The organism is Myxacorys almedinensis A (assembly GCF_010091945.1).
Classification (GTDB): Bacteria; Cyanobacteriota; Cyanobacteriia; order Leptolyngbyales; family Leptolyngbyaceae; genus Myxacorys; species Myxacorys almedinensis.
On record NZ_WVIE01000015.1, the window covers coordinates 1 to 16,983 of the forward strand.

Consider the following 16,983-nt stretch of genomic DNA (forward strand, 5'->3'; position numbering starts at 1 on the left):
GCTTCCTGTCAAAATAGCGCGCTGCCAGGTCGATTATGTTACCCATGGGTCTGATTGGTCTCACCAGTCAGACCCATGGCTATAGGGGCAGGGTCTAGTTGCTCGCATGTACTCCATCCCTACTCCTTCAGCGGCAGGGAAACGTTATGCCTCCTAAGCAATTAAAAACCTGTGATGAGCGAATGAGCGATCGCAGCAAGGCTAGTTTGAGAGTTTCTATTTGTGAGTGCTGTGTATTCATTAAGCCATCTGAAATTGATCGGTAGGCTGCCCACCAATCAATTTCTAAATGTTCTTTGAGCAGTGCATTCGTAATGACTGGCTTGATCTCTCTGAAGTTTCTTGCTCTTTCAAAAATGAAGTTTTGGAGCAGAAGCTACTTCCAAACGCGGTTTTGGTGTTCAGCTTTGCAGACCTTGAGAATACGCCGATCTGTGTTGCTAAGGTTGGAAATTTGGTGGAATCCTTCAAGCCCGGTGGGTAAAAGGGCTGGATTGTTCAGAGAAGCAACCGAGGCGTTCCGTTCGAGTGCGATCGCATAGGGATTTTCGCTTTTCTCGTACGAGTTCACCACAGTCAGGGCTACTTTATCTGGCTGCACTGCGCCGTAGGTGCAATCAAACGACGACCGAGGCATGTAGAGCGCACCAATGAGTTTTCCCTGCTTCACTTCAAACACAAAGTAAGCCTTACCAAGTTGCTCTGGCTGAGCCGATTGCCCGTACAGATAAACCCCATTTGGCAACGTTGCTGCGGTTGCTGCTGCTACTTTCTGTGTCTTCTGAAGGGGTGCAGCCTGAGCCGGAATACTGACCGTAAGCAATCCAGCAGCAACTGATAAGCCTGTCAAAAAGCGTGCGGCAGTCTTAAAGGGGTTGAACGTGGGGCTGCTGAGCAGTTGCGTTTTCATTGAAATGCCCTCTTATAAAAAACTACGGTAAAAAAAGTTTCGCTATATGCTCTGTACCTTGCGGCTAGAGATTTAGTGAATAGCTTAAGGGGTAGTGTTGGGATTACTACTCCTCCTATAGGTACGATTTCGGAAGAGATTTGAAATATAAGAGGTTTATTTTCTCTCAGTACTTCAGGTGTGGTGAACGTGAGGGCGAAGGTCGATCAAAAATCGGCTGAAGCTAGATAAACGCGTCTCCTCTAGGGATGCGCTTTGTGCCAATCGCTAACTCAGAGATGAATTCATGGATCAATTTTTCCATTTCGAGGAAAATTGATCTTTTCCATATAACTATCAAATCATTTGTAGAGAGTTTAGGCGATCGTGGCTCGTGACAGTCTATGTTTTGACCACTGTAGAGGCGCTTCCAGAAAGTTTCAAAAAACCTTGAAACTATCACTCTGCTGCTTATGCAGGCAATGTGCGATCGCACTGCTTATCTTCAAATTATCACAACTACCAAAACGAGAATATTAGTTCAGAGAAAACGCGACTATAACTTAACATCTGTCTATAGCCATTTAGCGATAGAACCTGAGTCAGCGAGAGATGGAGCCAATGTTAGTCCCAAACTTTGGAAGTAAAGACTGCCGTCAGTCAGCAGAAATAGAACATATGCGATCGCTTCGACGCTGTACAGATGATCCACATATCTCAATAGCATGTGCGAAATAACGCCGGAAATTGTTTAGTAGGCAATACTTGCGCGGAAAGGGTTTGAAGAGTCTTCCTCCCAATCGCTAAATCGATAAGCTGCCCCTCAACGCCGATCGAGCAGCCGTCGCAATCGTACCTTCGTCGAGACATAAAGCGGAAACTGATAATGTTCTGCCATCAGCCACGATACAAACAGAAAATGGAGCGTAAATGTCAGCCCTACCCAGAATGCAGGAAACCAAGATCCGCTACTGCCAACGAGTGGGGGAAAGGCGTGCGACGACAGCCAAATTAGAGACGGGGGCAAGATGACTAACGAAACGCTGACCAGCCAAATCACGACCGTCAGATCGACATCAAGTTGGTTTGCCGCTTGCCAATTTCGCCCTGTCCACCGCCACGTCATGGGTTGAGAACTATTTTCGACATGGATAGACTGGTCTTTTAGGTTTGCGGTAAAAATGTGGCGGCAAAAATCACAGGCAAACACATCCATCAGCGTGAGCGACTCAATGTGACCATGACGGCAAATCGGACAGATGTAGGTGTCTTGAAAGTTGAGTGGGTGACGATCGTGCGAAAGAGAAGAGTGTTTTGAATGCGACATAATCAATCTCAATTCCTTCGTGAGGAAGGACTTTTTTACACTTTAAGCGATCGCGTTTGTTGATGGATTTGCCTCCCTAAAACAATTCATCTCTTAACAAAAGGAAGCCTCTAACAAGATCTCTCTCATCTGCAAGGCATTGCGGAGCTATTCTTGTCGGATGAATCACGATCGCTTTATGCCCAAGCCATACAGCCCTTTGACAATCTGGTTTTGGGACGTTCAACTCAGCCGCATAAAGAAAGGATAGAGTTTTGGACAAGGAACTTGCCTAGAAGGGTCTAGCAGCATCCGCCACCGTCGTAATGCCAGGTAGAATCAGTAATAATCACATCTTGCGGAAATTGCAGGGCAAACTTAGCCGCCGTTTTGTCGCAGACTGCCAAGGGAATGCCACGTTGCAGCAAATGACCGGCGCGATCATCGAGGAGGGGATCTGCCCCACTATAAATTGCTGTTTTTCCGGTGAATACACAGGCTCCGTCTTCAGGCATCGGCACTTTAAACGAAACCGAATCTAGGCTTTCTAGGAGGAGAGGTTTGTCTAGGTTGTAACTTTGGGTATCTAGAAGCCGATAGGGACGCCGGGCGCGAATTTCGATCTGCCCAAACCCGATCCCCACCAAGTGCTGAATATATTCATCGTACGTCAACGCGCCCGATAGACAGAGGGCGCGTAAACGTTCGTCTTCCTGAAGATGGAGCGGAATTGGACGGGTCGCGATCGGGTCGCTCATGATCAGCCGCCCACCAGGCTTCAGTACCCGATATGCTTCGATTAGCGCCCGTTTCAGATCTTCAGGTTCAAAGATATTAAACAAACAGTTTTGCGCCACAATATTTACTGAGGCATCCGGCACAGGCAACTCAAAGGCATCCCCCGCCAAAATGGTCACAAAATTGGGGTTAAACCAATCATTTTCCTGGGCGGCGACTTCCAAGTTAGAGGTCGCTGCTTTCCGCATTTCAGGAACGGGATCAACGGCAATCACGCCTCCCGGCTGACGGCAGAAATAGGCAAACTGAAGTGCCTCTATTCCGCCCCCGACTCCGATATAAAGCACGGTTGGCTCACCAAATAGCTCTGCCGAATGCACCGTTGACCCGCAACCATAGTTCATCTGATGCATGATTTCCGGTATCATCAGCCCTGGTAATTGGAGCGGCGGAGTGCTAACGCAGCATAAGCCAACTTGAGGTGTTTCGGCGGCTTCGGCATACACTTGGGCAGTGGTTTCTAGATAACTCATAGCTATTTTTTTAGCGATCGTAAGTTTGAAACAAGGGACGAAGAAAATTAGTGGAACCGGGAAGTTCCAGGTTAACTACTCTCCCGTGCTTAGTTTAGATTTCTGATGGTCGTTGGAAACTGTTGCGTCTGCCACTAAATTCAGGGTTTCTTCAGGGTTTCTTTTAGATTTGTCGTTTGCTTCGGGAGTGACTGGCGCTCAATCAACGGGTTAGAACCAGGCTGGCAGCCTTAGCCGCTAGAAAAGGGTCATCCTGTTTCTAGCGGCTAAGCTGTAGTGCTCAACTAAGAGGGGTAGCCTCTCTTACTCAGCAAGCGTCTGCACTGCGCCGTTTGTTTTGAGGAGAAGCCGAACTTTTGTTTCTTGCCCATTGGGGTTGGGCGTAGCGATCACTTCTCCAAGGGCAGGAATGGAGGCGCGATCGCGCCATGAGGTAGCGTTTGGGCCGACTGGCTCCACCGCTTGTAGAGAGCCATCAGCCGCTAAAGTCAGAATAAACTGAATGTCATCTGGCAATCCCTGCGGCACTTGCCAACGCGAGGCAAAGTAGGTCTTAAGTTCATCTACTTGGGGTTGCGCGGTTTCGGCAGAGGCTTGCCTTGATGCAGCGGCAACGCTGGGTAGCTGTGGGCGGCTTGCTGCTTCGGGTGCTCTCTCAGGGGTGGAGGCAGCATTATTCTCAGGCGAAAGAGGAAGCGGATCACCATCGCGATCTTGAGAGGCTGAGCCAGCGTTTGAGGGAGCTTTGGCAACCGCTTGAGGGCTTTTAGCACCACTCGCCGTTTGATCAGGAATTGGGGCAACTTGCACCGATCCTTCGGGGACATCTCGGACAGGCAGTTGAATGCCCGATTGTGAGTTTTCGGGAACGGTTTGTTCAACTTTAAATCTAGGCAGATTTTCAGGAGCCGGCGGAGCAGAGAGGGGGCTGGTTTCTAGGGACGGTAACGGTACGGTGGTGGTGGGCAGGCTAGGCAGCGTCAGGGAAGAGGGCGGTGGGCTGCTTGGTAATGGCTGCACTGCCAAGCGCTGGTCAGAACTGCTTGCGCCCTGGCTAGCCGCCGTTTGAGGGGTGGGTTGGCGATCGAGAACGCGGACGGCAGTGGTGGTTAGCCCGATCGCGACTAGAGACACGGCAGCGATTTTGCCCCAGGCGGGAGGGTTGCTTGCCCAGCTCGGTCGATTTAAAGTGGGAATAGCGGTAACGTCGGCAGAATATTCGTCGAGTGCCGTCGCCAGATCAGCCAGTTGAACCGCACTCAGTTGGATGGTGGAACCCGATTCATCGGTTGCCAGCGTGCCAAGATGCAACTCATGAGACAGCATCCCTTTGGGTTCGAGGTAGATACCTGCGGCATTGCCTTCAGAATCGAAGGGATGCCGATTGAAACTGGGGAGGCTTTGAGGAACGGCAACAGCACCATTGGAGAAACCGTCGCGCCCTGCAATAAAGCTGGAGGACTGATGCAAAAATTTCTGGACATAGCTGGTGACGGCATCACACAACGCTTGAAGCTGGTTGCGATCGCCGCGCACTGCTACCCACTGGTCTTCCCCAACGCGAGGATCGTCAAAACTGAGTTTGAAGCGGACATTCTTTAGCGCAGATTGCCCGATCCAGCGAGACAGGGGAGAACTGTTCGCTGCAATTTCGAGGGTGCAGGTGGGCGGAGTGTACCGTCTTAAAACTGAGGTTGCAGGGGACATGGGTTCAAGTGTTGAATTCGTCAAAAAAGCAGTGAGCGACCAAATTAGCTGTCATGAACTACCAAGAGTGGGGTTAGCAGGAAGCGATGCACGGCGCGACACTCCAAAGGATCGTTCTAGTAATGTTAACCAGAGACGCCGGACGCCATGATTGCTTCCGTAAAACAATAAATCAATTAGCAGCTTTAGTGCCAAGTTTGTGAGCGATTCGGTTGGGGTAGTGTCCCCATCTTCCATGCGCTCTTGGTAGGTATTGTGGAAGGCGTCTAAATAGTTTCCGAGCAAGGCAGCCTGGTGCGGTTCGCGGTTTTGTTCGGTCATCTGTTCTAGGAGGGCAACGGCTCGGCGGATGAGTTCGTTGTACTGCTTGGCGAGATGACAAATGATCAACGTTAAGGCGCGTGCTTCGTCTACGTCTAGCTTTTTGCGTCCCCCTTGCCCTTTTCTCAGGGGACTCGATTGCCGCAATCGCCATAGAGAGACGCGATCGCTAATCATCGATTCTAGATTAAGGTCGGTGGCGGCTTGAAGCATGGCTTCAGAACTGATGCCTGCGATCGCTTCTAGGGCCAGCAAAACAAGATCCAGTTGCGCTTTGATATTATCTAGCTGCTCTGAATCGGGTTGAGTTGGAAGGGTAAGTTCCTCCAGGGAGGAGGAAAAGCTAGAGGGCTGCACGGTGGAGGTCATGGTTTCAGAGTAGGAGACAATCGGGGTGAATGTCTGGTGGTTACAAGTCTTGAAACAAAAGACTGGATGGAAATTACGAAAGTTTCTGTTCAGAGATTTTATCAGTCTAGCGGGAGGGGTGCGATCGCACAGTCAGCCAATAGGCAGAAGACAAGGGGCAGAAAACCCTATTTTTCGACGACATCAGCCCCAGAAAAGCTGGCTCAGGAAGAAAGCAAAGGCAGCACTGCCAATCGGTACAGTTAGATTGTCGATGCCAAATTTTGAGAAGGCTTCTAAGGTCGTGGCGACCGCCGCGATCGTCAGAGAAATCAGCCACCCTTGCCATCCATTTCCTTGCGTTGCGATCAAAATCGCTAGGCTGACTGCAAAACTCACCAACGCCATTGTCAAAGAGCCTTCCCAGCTTTTTTTCATGCCCCAAACCGTGTAGGTATGGCGTCCAAAGCGTTGACCGATCAACGCGGCTAACCCGTCGCCCCAGGTCATCACCAAGATCCCGATCGCGGCAAATTGGGGCAGATGAAGTGTCCAAAACCAGGCGACTAATACGCCAATGCTGACTGCATAAAAGAATGTGCCGAGGCTTTTGCGACCCACGCCGTTGATGCCGGGCAAAATGGGAATGGAATACGACAAGAGCGCGATCGCGCTAAACAAAATCGATGCACTGACGCCAACCCACCGGGGAATGTTGAGCAGCCACGCCAGCAGAATCACGTTTCCGGCACCAATGTGCACAATTTTACGAACGATTTCTGTCCCTGCTTGGGTGTAGCGGTATGCCCCTTCTGCCAGTAACCCGATCAATAGAATCCAGAGCGCCGCGATCGCGATGGAGATCGGCAGGTTTAGAGGGGTGAATGCGCTGAGCGCTGAGCGCACCTCTGAAGGAACCGCCGATGGGGAGAACACATTTAGAAAGGTTGACCAGGAAATCACAGTCAGAACGGGGCGAAGAGTGGTTTAGAAACGCTTGCTCTTTTTAACTTTATCGGGTTTCGTGGCGCTACATCTGTTACGGTTTTTGAGCGCCAGATGATTTGAGTTTAAGATTTGTTCTAGGACGCTCTCTGGCTCGACCAGGCTACCTGTTTTAGAATGAAATTTTGAATCTTTGAAATCCTAAACATTGCCCAAAGACGCTCGACATGGACGTTGCCCTATCTTCTCTAACTGCTGATTCTCAATCTCTTTATGAGACAGATTATTTGCATTGGATAGAGACAACCGTTGAGAAATTACGCCATCAGGACTATGCAAGTGTAGACTGGCAGCACCTGATTGAAGAAATCGAGGACATGGCGTGACGTGAGTGAAGAAGCTTGAGCAGCAATGGTTGTGGTTTTGCTTCATTTGCTCAAGTGGCAATTTCAACCTGAGCGGCGCTGCGGTAGCTGGGAAAGTAGGATGGTTGAGCATCGCAGACGGGTGAGGGAGTTGCTAGACGAGTCACCCCGCCTGAACCCCTTTTTGTTCGGGTGTTTGATGGGTGTTATGCGTCGGCACGCCAGCAGGCAAAAGCTGAAACGGGTCTCCCAATCGAGACGTTTCCTGCTCAAGCACCTTATGCGCCGATGATGGCGATCGCAGATGAGTTTCTACCCCACTAGCGCCGGTGCGAGCTTCAATTGATGGGCGGCGAGGCGTGTAGCCACTTTGCTAACAAACCTGTGACAACGCTTGGCTGCTCTAACTGCGACAGCACTCCTGCATCTGGAATCTCCTGAAAGCTCTGAATGGCTTGAGGATTGAGCGCGGCTAAGCGACGACCTAACTCTACTGATGTAAACTGCGCGGTTTTTCCCCAGACGATCGCGGTGGGAATTGCCAACTGCGGCAGATACATCGACAGATCGAAATACAAATCGCCCCGCAAAAATGCTAACGCTGAGTACTCTGCATTGGGTCGCCGCGCCGATTCTAAATAGGCTGATACCATTTCGTTGGTGATGCGGCTTTGCAGTTCTCCTGTGGGATAATCGCGCTTTGTAAATAAGAACTGCTCTAGAAAATTTCGCACTGCCAGATCGCTGGTTGCACCCAGGGTATAAATCAGCCGATCGAGCAACGGCAGCCCGATGATTTGCAGGGGGATGCGGCGTCCGGCAGCTTGTCCAAAGTCGGCAAACCCAGAGGGGCAACTGAGAAACAGAGAGCGCACTAAATGGGGTTGTGCAACGGCAAGGCGAACTGCGATCGCACCGGTCAGAGAAGCGGCAACCAGCGTCACAGGTGCTTCGGAAACCTGTTGAATCAATTCGGCAAGTGTCAGCAAATAGTCATCGTTTCGATACTGCCTGACTGGATGATCTGAGTCTCCCCAACCGAGCAGATCCGGTGCGATCACGCGATGAGTGCTGGCAAATGCCGGATACACTTTCGACCATTCGTAGGCAGAGGCTCCGCCCCCAAAGCTGTGCAGAAAAACAAGGGGAGGCAGGGAGGCATCCGGTGTCCACGGTGCATCGACGGGGGTGTAGTAGGCGATCGCGCCGAGGGAGGTCTGAACGGTTTTTTGACCAAATCCGGGCGGCTGAAATTGCAACATGACGCTATCTCTCTATAATTCTCTCTATGATGATGTACGAGAGGGGATGGAGCAGTTGGAAACGATCGTGAACGGGCTTGGTCAGGGGTGTTTTTCGGCAGAGTGCGATCGCGGCGGCTCTTCTTGGGTCAGCCTCTTGCAGTCTGTCGATTCGCTTTTCCGCACCTCAAACCTTCGTCGCTCCAAGCAGCGTTTCACTAGAATGAGAATGGTTTCTACCGGAGTACAACCATGGCGCAGAAATGGGATCTCGGCAGATTTATTCAAACGTTAGACTATTTTGAAGCAATTCCCGTTGTTAGTTGGATTCAACACATGATTCAGCCTCGCCCCAATCCCCAAGCCGATCTCAGACAAGGGCAAGGCAGCGATCGCATCTTGTTCGACTTTAGCAATCCGAGCCACGATATTTCCACAACTTGGGGCGCGCTCGATGATGTGGTGATGGGCGGCGTCAGCACCAGTTCATTTCAGTTGAGCGATGGCAAGGCGGTTTTTTCGGGCAATGTCTCGACCGACAATTCTGGCGGGTTTGCCTCTGTGCGGACTCGTAATTTTGATCCGGCGATCGCGCTGTCTGAGTATACGGGCATTGAACTGCGCGTCAAGGGCGATGGCAACCGCTACAAATTTTTGGTGCGCGATGACGATGGCTGGGATAGCATCGGCTACTCTCACTCGTTTGATACGGTGGCGCACGAGTGGATTGCCCTCCGCATTCCGTTTTCAAGCCTAATTCCGGTATTTCGGGCCAAAACGATGGCAAATGCAATGCCGCTCAATGCCGGAACCGTGCGATCGCTGCAACTGATGCTCAGCAAATTTGAATACGATGGAGCGCTCAATCCTAAATTCCATCCGGGAGAGTTTCGGCTAGAAGTGAGCAGCATTAGCGCCGTACGGGACGCCTGAAAACGCGGCAGACATCCGATCGCACATAGAGTTAAGAGTTAGGCACCCTGTTTTAGGCAGTTTGAGTGTCACTTTGGCAGGCAGTGTAGCCGGAATGGTGAGACCCGATCGGAGTCGCGCTTGCCTAGACGCGATCGCTCTAATAAAATGCCAGTGCCACATCTTCTAAAACCGTTGCCCTACTTTCAGCCGCTAATTCCTAATTTGGACATTGAGCAACGCAATTTTGACCTCAACCATCTACGGGCGGAAGATCGATCCGCTCACAACTGGTATCGATTTATTCTCTCGTTTCCGCCTCATTTAGTGCGGCAGTATCTCGAAAAATTTGCCGTAACTCCGCAGCACACCGTTCTCGACCCGTTTTGTGGTACCGGAACTACTGCCGTGGAGTGCAAGAAAACGGGCATTCCGACCGTGGGCATCGAAGCCAATCGGATGGCGTGGTTTGCGGGTTCTGTCAAGCTCGATTGGACGCCAGACCCAGAGCGGTTGCTGCAACACGCCGAAAAAATAGGCGCGATCGCGAGGGCAACTATTGACGAAACTCAATCTGGCAAAGCGTCTTTAGGTGGCTCACATCCCCATGCCAAGGCACCCCGCACCTTGCCCGAAGAAAGCCAAAAGCTGCTGCTAAAAAACTCCATCAGCCCGTTGCCGCTCCACAAAACATTGATTTTGCTCGATCAGCTTCGGCAACACTCTCCCTCACCGTTTTTTGCTCACGAGCAACTTGCCCTCGCCAAAGCGATCGTCTTTTCGATCAGTAATATCCGGTTTGCGCCAGAAGTCAGCATCGGTAAAGCCAAAGCCGATGCTCCCGTAGTTGAGGTGTGGCTAGATGCCGTTCGTGCTATGGCAACCGACCTCGACCACCTGCGATCGCGCCCTGCGATCGCCGCAACCATGCATCATGCAGATTCGCGGCAGTTGCTCAGCGTTTTAGACCCTGCCTCGATCGATGCCGTGATCACCTCTCCGCCCTACCCCAACGAGAAAGACTACACCCGCACCACGCGGCTAGAATCGGTGCTTTTAGGATTTTTAAACAACAAATCCGATCTTCAAACCCTAAAGCGGGGATTGATGCGATCGAACAGCCGCAACGTTTACACCACCGACGACGATGACCAGTGGGTGGTGCACCATGGCGAAATTCAGCGCATTGCCGCCGAAATCGATGCCCGTCGTCTAGAGCTAGGCAAAACCAGCGGCTTTGAGCGGGTGTATGCTCAAGCTACAAAACTCTATTTTGGCGGCATGGCAAAGCATCTAGCCGATCTGCGCTATGCCTTACGTCCCGGCGCAAAATTAGCTTACGTCGTCGGGGATCAGGCGTCTTACCTGCGTGTAATGATTCGGACGGGGCGATTGATTGCCGGGATTGCTGAGGCCCTGGGCTACGAAGTTGAAGCGATCGATTTATTTCGCACTCGGTTAGCTACAGCAACCAAAGAGCAGTTGCGCGAAGAAGTGGTGGTGTTGCGCTGGTCGGGCAAGTTTCCGGTTCGCTATCCCTTCAGCGATAAGCCGCTCTAGAGGAGGGCGCGCTTTGCCAGATGTTTGAGCCGTTTGAGACACCGCAGAGTGATTTAGTTTTTGGGAAAAATCTCGTGCATTTCTGCCAACTAGTAGATTGTCAACGTTGAGAGGTAGAGGGGTGAGAGGGTAGATCTTACCCATCCACTCATCCACTCATCCACTCATCGATTCCCAGCCTCTCATTTCAAACTGGACAGACCACTAGAATAGAAGAAGCCGCCCCTGCCGCCGCTTTTGACTGATGGCAGGAATCTAATCGCGGTAGGCGTTGCCAAGTTCTGATCGCTCCCTACGGCTCCGCCTTTATCTGCCCTTTTGGAGATGCCGAGATTTAATGATGCAAAACTTAACACCGTGGTTCACGCTTGCTCTACTCCGCACTTTGGTAGACTTGTAAACTGAGAGCGTCGGTAGAAATGGCGCAAAATCAGCAGTTGGAGGACTTAGTTCGTGGAAAACACGCTTGGTTTAGAAATTATCGAAGTCGTAGAGCAGGCCGCGATCGCGTCGGCTCGTCTCATGGGAAAAGGCGACAAGAACGAGGCTGACCGGGTAGCCGTAGAAGCCATGCGTGAGCGCATGAATAAAATTTATATGCGCGGTCGGATTGTGATTGGCGAAGGGGAGCGAGACGACGCCCCCATGCTCTATATCGGCGAAGAAGTGGGCATTTGCTCTCAGCCCGATGCCAAAGACTTCTGTAACCCCGACGAACTCGTAGAAATTGACATCGCCGTTGACCCCTGCGAAGGCACCAACCTGTGCGCCTATGGTCAGCCCGGTTCGATGGCAGTGCTAGCCATTTCCGAAAAGGGTGGCTTGTTTGCCGCACCCGATTTTTACATGAAAAAACTCGCGGCTCCTCCGGCTGCTAAAGGGAAGGTAGACATTAACAAGTCTGCCACCGAGAATCTGAAGATCCTGTCGGAATGTCTCGATCGCTCGATCGATGAATTGGTTGTCGTCGTGATGAAGCGCGATCGCCACAATGACTTGATCAAAGAAATCCGCGAAGCCGGTGCCCGAGTCCAACTGATCAGCGATGGTGACGTAGGGGCAGCCATTAACTGCGGCTTCTCTGGAACCAACATTCATGCGCTGATGGGCATTGGGGCGGCTCCGGAAGGGGTGATTTCGGCGGCGGCGCTGCGGTGTCTGGGGGCGCACTTCCAGGGGCAATTGATTTATGATCCTGCCGTTGTGAAGACCGGGCTGATCGGCGAAAGCAAAGAAGCCAACATCGCTCGCCTCAAAGAGATGGGCATCAACGACCCCGATAAAGTCTACACGGGTGAAGAACTCGCGTCGGGCGAAAACGTGCTCTTTGCCGGAACGGGCATCACACCTGGAAACATCATGAACGGTGTGCGCTTCTTCAAAGGCGGTGCCAGAACCCAAACCCTCGTGATTTCCAGCCAGTCGAAAACGGCTCGGTTTGTCGATACGATTCACATGCCGGGTCAGCCCAAAATCGTGCAGCTTCACTAGAAAGCAAGGCTGAGGGGCGACGCGGGCAGCAACGTTTCGCAGAGAAACTTGAGAGATCCCCTCTCGTTCCTTTCGTCCCTCTGCCCGCGACTTTCAGTCTTTGAGATCATTAAGAGCAGATCATAAGAGCGCCTTTTTAATATGAACATTGCTGTCGTTGGGTTAAGCCACAAAACCGCCCCGGTCGAAGTTCGAGAAAAGCTAAGTATTCCAGAGCCGGTTTATGATCAAGCGATCGCAGCGTTGTGCAACTGCCCCCATGTGCAAGAAGTGGCAGTGCTCAGCACATGCAACCGTTTAGAAATTTATTTAGTTACGTCGGAGACAGAATCTGGGATTCGCGACGTCATTCAGTTTTTATCAGAGCATAGCAAGCTGCCGATTTCCATGCTGCGTCCCTATCTGTTTACGTTGCTCCATCAAGACGCGGTAACGCATTTGATGAGAGTCGCATCGGGGCTAGATAGCTTGGTGCTAGGTGAGGGGCAGATTTTGGCGCAGGTGAAGCATTGTCACAAAATGGGGCAGCAGCACAACGGTGTTGGACGAATTTTAAATCAACTGTTCAAGCAAGGCATTTCTGCCGGAAAGCGGGTGCGAACCGAAACGAGCATTGGTACCGGTGCAGTGTCGATTAGCTCTGCTGCCGTAGAATTGGCACACATGAAAGCAGACCTTGCCGCCAACCGGATCACCATTGTGGGGGCTGGCAAGATGTCTCGCCTGTTGGTGCAACATCTCATTTCCAAAGGGGCAAGAAATATTACGATTCTCAATCGCTCATTGGAACGGGCCCAAGAGCTTGCCAATCAGTTTCCGGATGCCCAGTTAACCTTGCGTCCCCTGTCGGAGATGATGGTAGCGATCGCAGCGTCTGACCTGGTATTTACCAGCACTTCTTCAACCGAACCCATTGTCGATCGCGCTAAACTTGAAAGCCAATTGGAACCGAGGCAGCCGTTGATGTTGTTTGACATTGCAGTGCCCCGCAACGTCGATGCCGATGTCAACGAGATGACCCATGTGAAAGCCTTCAACGTTGACGATCTCAAGGCAGTCGTGGCGCAAAATCAGGAAAGCCGCCGCCAGATGGCAATGGAAGCCGAAGCCATGCTCGAAGAGGAAGTCGATACGTTTGATATCTGGTGGCGATCGCTAGAAACGGTATCTACGATCAGCAGCCTGCGCGATAAGGTCGAGACCATTCGGGCGCAAGAATTGGAAAAAGCGCTGTCTCGGTTAGGAAATGACTTTGGCGATCGCCATCGCGAAGTGATCGAAGCCCTGACGAAAGGCATTGTCAACAAGATTCTCCACGACCCGATGGTGCAACTACGGGCACAGCAAGATATCGAGGCGCGGCGGCGGGCAATGGAAACCCTGGAGGTGCTGTTTAACCTCACGTCTGAGCAGGCGAGCGTGTGACGGAGGGCGGGACTTGAAACGAAGGAGGGCGAGCGATCGCAGGACATCGCGAAAGGCTCGTCCCGTGATCCCTTCTACCTTAATAACCTTGTACCCTGATAGGTAGTAGATCCCTGCGATCGATCCGTTGAGTTTACGAGGTAAGGCTGAAATGCCCCACTCCCGCCATTGTTTTTTCAAGATTCTCGTGATTCTCCTGGGGTTTTGGTTCGGCTTCGATTTGCTGGTGCGTCTCGTTGCCGAAAGCCTTTGGTTTCAGGAAGTGAACTATGGCAGGGTTTTTTGGGTACGCCTCGCCACCCAGGGCAGCATTGCTACAATCGTCACCCTGCTTTCCCTGGTTTTTCTGCTGGGAAATCTTCGTGTTGCCGATCGCAGAGGTTGGCAAGATCTAGAGGCAGAAGAGGTTGACCAAAAAGTAACCTCCCGTACTGTAGCAGCGCTTCGCCTGTCTCGCTTGCTGCCGCTTAGCGTGACGCTTAGCCTGGTAGCAAGCTTGGTGATTGGCTATTACGGATTTGCGATCGCGCAGATTTGGCAAACCGATTGGGCAACCTCTGGCGTCATGCGGTCTTTGCCACAACCGTTTCACCCCGATCAGATCTGGCTCACGGTGGGGCAGTGGGCAACCCTGCCGGGGTTGATTGGGGTAGGCGGCATCATTCTGGCAGCGATCCCTGGTGCAATGCTAGTTCGTCCTCGGTTGACGCTAAACATCGGCGCGATCGCACTCAGCGTCGGGTTAGGATTTATTCTTTCCACCTACTGGGATACACTTCTCCAGTTTATTCACGCCACCCCGTTTGGGCAGGCTGATCCCCTGTTTGAGCGAGATATTGGGTTCTATATTTTCTCGTTGCCGATTGCCCAACTGCTAGAGTTTTGGCTGATTGGATTAAGCGTTTACGGATTTGTTGCCGTTTGCCTCACCTATTTATTGTCAGGAAACAGTCTGAGCGAAGGGCGCTTTGTCGGATTTTCCGAGCGACAGCATCGCCATCTTGCCGCCCTCGCGGCGAGTTTAATGGGCGCGATCGCGCTGGCATTTTGGCTGAGCCGCTACGAGTTGCTGTATTCCCGCCGAGGCGTCGCCTATGGTGCAAGCTATACCGATGTCACGACTCAGTTGCCGGTCAACACGGGGTTGGCTGGTTTAGCAGGAGCGATCGCGCTTGGGCTGTTCTGGCAGCTTCTGCTGAAAAATCGCCCTAAAAAGCGGCTGCCGATCTTCAAAACCCTTGCTTTATATACCGCCATAGCTGCCCTTTCGAGTACGCTGTTGCCGCTTGCGGTGCAGCGCTTTGTCGTGCAACCGAACGAGCTAGCGCGGGAAACGCCTTTTATTCAGCGCAACATTGCCCAAACCCGCGAAGCTTTTAACTTAAACCTCATTGATGTCGAAACATTTAATCCTGAAAACTCTCTGACCCTAGCCGATCTGCAAACCAACGAACGCACAATTCGCAATATTCGCTTGTGGGACACTCGCCCCCTCTTGCAAACCAATCGTCAACTTCAGCAAATTCGCCCCTACTATGCCTTTCCCAGCGCCGATATCGATCGCTACACGCTATTGCGCCGTCCCCCCAACCAGCCCCCCACTGCCGATCTCCAGCAGGTCTTAATTGCAGCCCGAGAATTAGATTATGATGGCGTGCCAGAAGAAGCAAAAACGTGGGTCAACAAACATCTAATTTATACTCACGGGTATGGGTTTACCCTTAGCCCAGTCAACCAGGTTGCCCCTGGTGGCTTGCCCGCTTACTTTGTGAGAGATATTACAACCGATGTTTCAGGCGATACTCCTCTAAACGTGTCGAGCGAAGAAATTCGTTCCAGTATTCCGATTACCAATCCTCGAATCTATTTCGGTGAAATTTCGGATACCTACGTCATGACAGGGACGCGCGTCAAAGAGTTTGACTACCCAAGCGAGGATGGCAATGTTTACACCATTTATGATGGAACGGGCGGCATTCAGATTGCTTCAATGCCGCAGCGGCTCTTGTTTGCCAAATATCTCAATGATTGGCAGATGCTCTTGACTCGCAACTTTACACCTACAACAAAAGTCTTATTTCGGCGCAATATTAACGAACGCATCCGCGCGATCGCGCCTTTTCTGCGCTACGATTCGTCTCCCTATTTAGTTGTTGCCGACACTCAAGCGCCTAACAGCAATCTGTTTTGGGTGGTAGATGCGTACACCACTAGCGATCGCTATCCCTACTCTGATCCCGGTCGGTCTGAGTTTAACTACATTCGCAATTCCGTTAAGGTCATTATTGATGCCTACAATGGCTCGGCTAACTTTTATACTGCCGATCCGTCTGATCCGATCATTCAAACCTGGGAGAAGATTTTTCCAACCCTGCTGAAACCGTTAGACGAGATGCCAAAAACCCTGAGAAGCCATCTGCGCTATCCGGTAGACTTCTTTAAAAGCCAGTCTGATAGCTTGCTGACCTATCACATGACCGATCCGCAAGTGTTTTATAACCGAGAAGATCAGTGGCAAGTGCCGACCGAAACTTATGGCAGCGACACTCAGCCGGTCGAACCCTACTATCTGATCACCCGATTGCCAACGGCGATCAGTGAAGAATTTATCCTGTTGTTGCCCTTTAGACCCAATCAACGAACAAATTTGATTGCCTGGTTAGCCGCGCGATCGGATGAAGAACAATACGGTAGGCTATTGCTCTACACGTTCCCCAAGCAAGAATTGGTGTATGGAACGGAGCAAATCGAAGCGCGAATTAACCAAGATCCGGTGATTTCTCAGCAAATTTCTCTTTGGAACCGAGCCGGATCGCGAGCGGTGCAGGGCAATTTGTTGATCGTTCCGATCGAGCGATCGCTGCTCTATGTCGAGCCGATTTATCTAGAGGCTGAGCAAAACAGCCTGCCAACGTTGGTGCGGGTGATTGTGGCGTATGAAAATCAAATTGTGATGGCAGAAAGTCTAGATGCGGCACTCAGAGCAGTGTTTAGCGCCCAACAGCAGACGCCTGCACCCGCGATCGTGCGTCCGCTCGACGAGACTGAACCTTCTGCCCAACCGCCACCTCCAATTCCTGCCCCCTCTCCAACCCCGATTCCTGCCCAACCCCCAACCCAAGCTCCTGCCCAACCTCCAACATAAGCTCCACGATAGTGATTTCTCGTGACTACTAAATTGTCAACGTTGAGTCGATGGGTA

General features: G+C 51.6%; 14 protein-coding genes and 1 pseudogene. 8 read left to right on the top strand and 7 right to left on the bottom strand.

Annotated elements, in window-relative coordinates; translation table 11 throughout:
* Positions 1-376: 376 nt before the first annotated feature.
* From GS601_RS13530 to GS601_RS13555, 6 genes are all read right to left on the bottom strand, one after another.
* Positions 377-910, bottom strand: a complete 534-nt coding sequence (locus tag GS601_RS13530) for a hypothetical protein (protein WP_162423825.1) — start codon at positions 908-910, stop codon at positions 377-379.
* An 802-nt stretch (positions 911-1,712) separates the two neighbouring features.
* Positions 1,713-2,216 carry a hypothetical protein gene (locus GS601_RS13535; RefSeq protein ID WP_162423826.1) on the bottom strand — a complete coding sequence of 168 codons (504 nt, stop codon included), beginning with the start codon at positions 2,214-2,216 and terminating at the stop codon, positions 1,713-1,715.
* Positions 2,217-2,497: 281 nt separating this feature from the next.
* Positions 2,498-3,466 carry an arsenosugar biosynthesis arsenite methyltransferase ArsM gene (arsM, locus tag GS601_RS13540; RefSeq protein ID WP_162423827.1) on the bottom strand — a complete coding sequence of 323 codons (969 nt, stop codon included), beginning with the start codon at positions 3,464-3,466 and terminating at the stop codon, positions 2,498-2,500.
* Between the two features lie 303 nt (positions 3,467-3,769).
* Positions 3,770-5,173, bottom strand: coding sequence for a DUF4335 domain-containing protein (locus GS601_RS13545; protein WP_162423828.1), 1,404 nt, complete (start codon positions 5,171-5,173; stop codon positions 3,770-3,772).
* Between the two features lie 51 nt (positions 5,174-5,224).
* Complete coding sequence (locus tag GS601_RS13550) at positions 5,225-5,863, bottom strand: DUF3038 domain-containing protein (RefSeq protein WP_162423829.1); 639 nt, start codon at positions 5,861-5,863, stop codon at positions 5,225-5,227.
* A 183-nt stretch (positions 5,864-6,046) separates the two neighbouring features.
* Positions 6,047-6,805: a diacylglycerol/polyprenol kinase family protein gene (locus GS601_RS13555; RefSeq protein WP_338017038.1), complete on the bottom strand. Its 759-nt coding sequence runs from the start codon at positions 6,803-6,805 to the stop codon at positions 6,047-6,049.
* 209 nt (positions 6,806-7,014) lie between these two features.
* Here GS601_RS13555 and GS601_RS23620 point away from each other — a divergent pair, with 209 nt between their 5' ends.
* Positions 7,015-7,173 carry a DUF29 family protein gene (locus tag GS601_RS23620; RefSeq protein WP_274381981.1) on the top strand — a complete coding sequence of 53 codons (159 nt, stop codon included), beginning with the start codon at positions 7,015-7,017 and terminating at the stop codon, positions 7,171-7,173.
* A 25-nt stretch (positions 7,174-7,198) separates the two neighbouring features.
* Positions 7,199-7,476, top strand: a pseudogene (locus GS601_RS23775) (DUF29 domain-containing protein).
* Positions 7,477-7,490: 14 nt separating this feature from the next.
* On the opposite strand, the gene GS601_RS13565 reads toward GS601_RS23775, so the two are convergent.
* On the bottom strand, positions 7,491-8,414 hold the full coding sequence (locus GS601_RS13565; RefSeq protein WP_162423830.1) for an alpha/beta fold hydrolase: 924 nt from the start codon (positions 8,412-8,414) through the stop codon (positions 7,491-7,493).
* Here GS601_RS13565 and GS601_RS13570 point away from each other — a divergent pair.
* From GS601_RS13570 to GS601_RS13595, 6 genes are all read left to right on the top strand, one after another.
* On the top strand, positions 8,413-8,688 hold the full coding sequence (locus GS601_RS13570) for a hypothetical protein (RefSeq protein ID WP_162423831.1): 276 nt from the start codon (positions 8,413-8,415) through the stop codon (positions 8,686-8,688). The two genes, GS601_RS13565 and GS601_RS13570, sit on opposite strands and share 2 nt — an antisense overlap.
* The gene (locus GS601_RS13575; protein ID WP_162423832.1) at positions 8,646-9,326 is read left to right on the top strand and encodes a CIA30 family protein; all 681 of its coding nucleotides are present in this window, start codon (positions 8,646-8,648) and stop codon (positions 9,324-9,326) included. Before GS601_RS13570 ends, GS601_RS13575 begins: the two co-directional genes overlap by 43 nt.
* A 147-nt stretch (positions 9,327-9,473) precedes the next feature.
* Positions 9,474-10,865: a DNA methyltransferase gene (locus GS601_RS13580; RefSeq protein ID WP_202925078.1), complete on the top strand. Its 1,392-nt coding sequence runs from the start codon at positions 9,474-9,476 to the stop codon at positions 10,863-10,865.
* Between the two features lie 453 nt (positions 10,866-11,318).
* The gene (gene glpX, locus GS601_RS13585) at positions 11,319-12,356 is read left to right on the top strand and encodes a class II fructose-bisphosphatase (protein WP_162423833.1); all 1,038 of its coding nucleotides are present in this window, start codon (positions 11,319-11,321) and stop codon (positions 12,354-12,356) included.
* Between the two features lie 141 nt (positions 12,357-12,497).
* A complete protein-coding gene (locus GS601_RS13590; protein ID WP_162423834.1) occupies positions 12,498-13,781 on the top strand; it encodes a glutamyl-tRNA reductase in 1,284 nt (427 codons plus the stop codon).
* A gap of 151 nt (positions 13,782-13,932) precedes the next feature.
* Positions 13,933-16,926: a UPF0182 family protein gene (locus GS601_RS13595; protein WP_162423835.1), complete on the top strand. Its 2,994-nt coding sequence runs from the start codon at positions 13,933-13,935 to the stop codon at positions 16,924-16,926.
* Positions 16,927-16,983: the final 57 nt, after the last annotated feature.